Source organism: Sphaerotilus sp. (assembly GCF_041083715.1).
Classification (GTDB): domain Bacteria; phylum Pseudomonadota; class Gammaproteobacteria; order Burkholderiales; family Burkholderiaceae_C; genus Sphaerotilus.
The window spans coordinates 1-4,252 of record NZ_JBFPGY010000022.1 but is presented as its reverse complement, the minus strand read 5'-3'; the positions used below and the strand labels follow the sequence as shown (position 1 = coordinate 4,252).

Here is a 4,252-nt window from a genome sequence, read left to right as displayed (position 1 = left end):
CCGGTCGGCCACCTGCTCGGCGCCTGCGCCGTGACGCTGCGCGATGCCGAGCACGCGCTGGTGTTCTCGGGCGATGTCGGTCGAACCGATGACCTGATGATGCCGGCGCCCTTGCCCATGACGGCGCCACTGAGCCTGGCGCCGGACCTGCTGGTGGTCGAGAGCACGTATGGCAACCGGCGGCACCCCGTGGACAACACAGCCGCACGCCTGAGCGAGATCATCAGGCAGACCACGCGGCGCGGCGGCAAGGTGCTGATCCCGACGTTCGCCGTCGGACGGGCACAGGCGCTGATGCTGGTGCTGCACCGCCTGCGCGCCGATGGCGAATTGCCGGACGACCTGCCGGTCTACCTCGACAGCCCGATGGCGCAGGAAGCCACCGCCATCTACACCGCCCACCGCGACCTGCTGCGCCTGTCGACAAGCGAGGCGCGCGGCTTCAGCGAAGGCGTCAAGCCGGTGCACAAGCCGCAGGAGTCGGCGCGGTTGGCGCGTCTGCGCGGACCGGCCGTGATCCTGTCATCGAGTGGCATGGCAACGGGTGGCCGGGTGTTGGGTCACCTCGCAGCGCTGGCGCCTGACCCGCACAACGCGATCGTGTTTCCTGGCTTCCAGGTACCCGGCAGCCGTGGCGGCAAGCTGGTCGGCGGCGCCACCGAGATCAAGGTGATGGGGCAGTACGTGGCGGTGAAGGCGCAGGTGCACCACCTCGAAGGCCTGTCCGGCCACGCCGATGCGGACGGCCTGATCGCATGGATGCGCCAGATGCCGACCGCGCCCAGGCAGGTGATGGTGGTGCATGGCGAGCCGGAGGCGTCAGATGCCTTGCGCATCCGCATCGAGGAAACCCTCGGCTGGCCGGCCCGCGTGCCTCAGGCCGGCGAGCGCCTGGGGCTGCAGGATCTCGGTGCGCTCAGGGTCGCGAACCGTCGTTGAGGCCCTTGGCGGCCGCCTTGGTCGCGGCGGCGGCCTTGCGGGCCTTGCGCGCGGCGAGGCGCTCCGCTTTCGCTGCGGCGGCTTTTTCTTCCTTGGCCGCGGCCTTTTCGGCCCGCGCGGCCGCACGTTTCTCGGCCTTGGTCTCAGGCTTGGTTTCAGCCTTCTTTTTGGCCAGTTTTTCCGCCTTGTCCGCCTTCTTCGCCGCGAGACGTGCCTCGCGGCGCTCGGCACGCCTGGCAGCGCGCTCCTCCGCCGCGGTGGGCTTGCCGGCCTTGGCTGCCTTCGCGGTGGCCTTGTCGGCCTTGTCGGCCTTCGACAGCTTTTCGGCCTTGGCCGCGGCCTTCTCCGCCTTCGCGGCTTCGGCGCGCTGGCGGGCCTCGGCCTGACGGGCGCGGCGGGCTTCCAGTGCCTTGTCGAGTTGTTCGACCTTGCGCTCGGCGGCGACCACAGCCGGATCGCGCAGAGTGGCCGGATCGGGCGCGACCGGCATGGCAGCAGGTGCCGCCGGCATCGTGATGGGCTTGGGGGTCTGGCCGGTGCTGGTCTGGGCCTGCGCAGCGGCGCCGGCGGTGAGCATCACGGCCGCAAGAGCGGCAATCAGCGGTTGCATGGGAGGGTGTCTCCAGGTTGAGTGGGAGGAATGTAGCTGCAGGGACCCAGGTCGTCGATTTTTTCAGCCTTGGGATGCATTCAATCGAAGCGCCGCTCGCGCAGCCACTTGGTGGCAACCCACTTCTCGCCGGCGATCACCGGGGCACCGCCGTGCAGGGAACGGGTGTCGGGATGGGCACGGTCGTAACTGAAGAACACCGCGTGGCCCTTGATGGGGGCGACTTCGAGATGGGCGTCCGGGAAGATCGTTCCACCACCTGCTTCGGGCGTGTTCAGGTACATCACCACCGTGCCGAGCCGCTGCCCACCACGCTGGAGGATGGTGGCCGAGCCGGGTTGTGCCGGGTCGAAGTAGTCGTAGTGCGGCTTGTACTCGGCGCCTGGCCGGTAGTGCAGCACCTGCAGGCCTTCGCCGTTCTCGACCGGCCAGCGCACCAGCGCCGCGATGCGCTGCTCGATGCGCTCGATCAGCGCCGTCTCGCCGCGGCCGAAGAACATGCCGGCGCTGGTGCGGGCCTCGTTGACCTCGCTGCCGCCGGTGGAGTTGTCGACGGTCTCGGAACGGGCCAGGCGCGGCGCGGCAAGCTGGCGCAGCGCATCACATTCCTCGTCGGACAGGAACCCGGCCAGCACCACGACGCGGGGCTTGCGCATCGACACCACGACCCGGACCACCTGCCCGTCCGGCAGGGGCAACTCGCACGGCGACTGCGCCAGATCGGGCTCGGGCACCAGCACGGCGGACGGACGCGCCTGCAGACGGGCCTGTTCGGCCAGAAAGCCCTCCAGCGTCTGCTCCAGCGCGGCCAGCGCGACCTCCTCGTTCCAACCGGACTGCTGCATGGCCTGCAGAACGGCGTCGGGCGAGTGGCCAGCCTGGGCCTGCTCCAGGATCCAAAGCCGCAGTTCCGGGGTGGCTGTCTGGGTGCTCATGGTCGTGCTCATGCGGTGTTGCCGTGAAGTGAAACCGTGACAATGGACTCAAGTGGACTCAGCCCGCGCGGCGGCGGAAGACCCAGCGGTCGTGCGCCGAGGCGGCTGCATCGAATCCGTAGCCCCCCAGATCGAAGCCTTGCAGCGCTTCGGGGCGGTCCACGCGGTGGGTGATGGCGTAGCGGGCCATCAGCCCGCGCGCCTGCTTGGCGTAGAAGCTGATGGTCTTGTAGCCGGTGTCCTTCCAGTCCTCGAACACGCACTCGACCACCCGGACCCGCTGCACGAGCGCCGGACGCAGCGCGGCCTTGGCGTACTCCTGCGAGGCGAGGTTGACGACCACTGGCGCGGTGGTCGCGGAGGCCGGCCTGCGCGCCGACAGGCGGTGCAGCAGTTCCTCGGCAATGCGGTCACCCCACCAGGCGTAAAGGTCCTTGCCACGCGGATTGGCCCAGCGCGTGCCCATTTCGAGCCGGTAGGGCTGCAACGCATCCAGCGGACGCAGCACGCCGTACAGCCCGGACAGGATGGCGACATGGCCCTGCGCCCAGGCCAGATCGTCGGCCGCCAGCGTCGCGGCGGACAGTCCGTCATAGACATCGCCGTTGAACGCCAGCACGGCCGGTTTGCTGTTGGCCAGCGTGTTGCGCGGGCGCCAGGCGCCATAGCGGGCGACATTCAACGCCGCGAGCTTGTCCGACAGCGCCATCAGCGACGCGATCTGCGCCGGGGACTGCGTGCGCAACTGCTCGATCAACGCCGCGGCTTCGGCCATGAACACCGGGCGGGTCGGCTCGACCGCGGTCGGGGTCTCGAAATCCAGGGACTTGGCAGGCGATAGCAGCAGGAGCATGTCGGGCAGGAAAATCAAGGGCGGCAATCCTGCAAGCGTACCAGCGCCGCACCATGCCTGAAAATGGGCCCATGACGATGCCCTCCGACTTCGCCTGCCCCTGTGGCAGCGGACACCTCCTGTCGGCCTGCTGCGGCCGCTACCACGCCGGCCCACCCGCAGAGCCCGCGCCCACGGCCGAGGCGCTGATGCGCTCGCGCTACAGCGCCTTCGTGCTCGACCGGCTCGACTACCTGCTCGCCACCTGGCACCCGGACACACGCCCGGCCACGCTGGAGCCCAACGAGCCAGGCCTGCGCTGGCTCGGCCTGACGGTGCGCCACCACCGGGTGCTGGACGCGAACCATGCGGAGGTGTCGTTCGTGGCCCGCAGCAAGCTGGGCGGGCGGGCGCACCGGCTGGAAGAGGTCAGCCGCTTCGTGCACGAGGACGGACGCTGGTTCTACGTGGACGGCGACACCGGTGGTCGGATCAGCGGGGAGGTCAGTGGTCGTCCTTGACCTGTCCGTCCGACAGGGGCGGCAGGCTGGCGCGCACGGCGTCAAGATCCGACTGCGCGAAGGCACGCCGGACCGGTGGCGACATCAACCAGAGCAGCAGCGCCGAGGCGACCAGCGCACCGCCGACCGTGGGGTGCAGGCCCGTGCGGCGCTCCAGGCCGGAGGCGGTCCACGGATCCAGCAGCAGCACGCGCACGGACGGGAAGTCAGCCCCGCCGGGCCAGGCCATGGCCGCCAGCAGCAGCACCAGCACCACCATGGCCAGCGTGCGCGCCCAGCCCTGCGCACGCCAGAGTCCGGCTGCGGTGCCCAGCAGCAGCCAAGGCAGTGGCTGCTGCCACAGGATGCCATCCGGACTGTTGAACGACGCCATCGACAGGCCCAGGAACAGCCATGCGCTGATGGGCGGTTCGAG

General features: G+C 69.8%; 6 protein-coding genes. 2 read left to right on the top strand and 4 right to left on the bottom strand.

Annotated features, from left to right (window positions below; all coding sequences use genetic code 11):
* A partial coding sequence (locus AB3X43_RS00960) for an MBL fold metallo-hydrolase RNA specificity domain-containing protein (protein WP_369428026.1) occupies positions 1–939 on the top strand: 939 nt, incomplete at its 5' end.
* On the opposite strand, the gene AB3X43_RS00955 is transcribed toward AB3X43_RS00960, so the two are convergent.
* From AB3X43_RS00955 to yaaA, 3 genes are all read right to left on the bottom strand, one after another.
* Positions 917–1,549, bottom strand: a complete 633-nt coding sequence (locus tag AB3X43_RS00955) for a hypothetical protein (protein WP_369428025.1) — start codon at positions 1,547–1,549, stop codon at positions 917–919. The genes AB3X43_RS00960 and AB3X43_RS00955 overlap by 23 nt on opposite strands.
* Positions 1,550–1,629: 80 nt before the next feature.
* Positions 1,630–2,484, bottom strand: coding sequence for a 2OG-Fe(II) oxygenase (locus AB3X43_RS00950; protein ID WP_369428024.1), 855 nt, complete (start codon positions 2,482–2,484; stop codon positions 1,630–1,632).
* Between the two features lie 58 nt (positions 2,485–2,542).
* Positions 2,543–3,337, bottom strand: a complete 795-nt coding sequence (yaaA, locus tag AB3X43_RS00945; protein ID WP_369428023.1) for a peroxide stress protein YaaA — start codon at positions 3,335–3,337, stop codon at positions 2,543–2,545.
* Between the two features lie 71 nt (positions 3,338–3,408).
* On the opposite strand from yaaA, the gene AB3X43_RS00940 reads away from it, so the two are divergent.
* The gene (locus AB3X43_RS00940; protein ID WP_369428022.1) at positions 3,409–3,837 is read left to right on the top strand and encodes a YchJ family protein; all 429 of its coding nucleotides are present in this window, start codon (positions 3,409–3,411) and stop codon (positions 3,835–3,837) included.
* Here AB3X43_RS00940 and AB3X43_RS00935 read toward each other — a convergent pair.
* Positions 3,821–4,252 (bottom strand): hypothetical protein (locus AB3X43_RS00935; protein ID WP_369428021.1); only part of this gene is annotated, 432 nt, incomplete at its 5' end. The genes AB3X43_RS00940 and AB3X43_RS00935 overlap by 17 nt on opposite strands.

Excerpts from the sequence above, each read along its gene's own strand:
- AB3X43_RS00940 (WP_369428022.1), top strand. The coding sequence starts at position 3,409 with ATGACGATGCCCTCCGACTTCGCCTGCCCCTGTGGCAGCGGACACCTC.
- yaaA (WP_369428023.1), bottom strand. The coding sequence starts at position 3,337 with ATGCTCCTGCTGCTATCGCCTGCCAAGTCCCTGGATTTCGAGACCCCG.
- AB3X43_RS00950 (WP_369428024.1), bottom strand. The coding sequence starts at position 2,484 with ATGAGCACCCAGACAGCCACCCCGGAACTGCGGCTTTGGATCCTGGAG.
- AB3X43_RS00955 (WP_369428025.1), bottom strand. The coding sequence starts at position 1,549 with ATGCAACCGCTGATTGCCGCTCTTGCGGCCGTGATGCTCACCGCCGGC.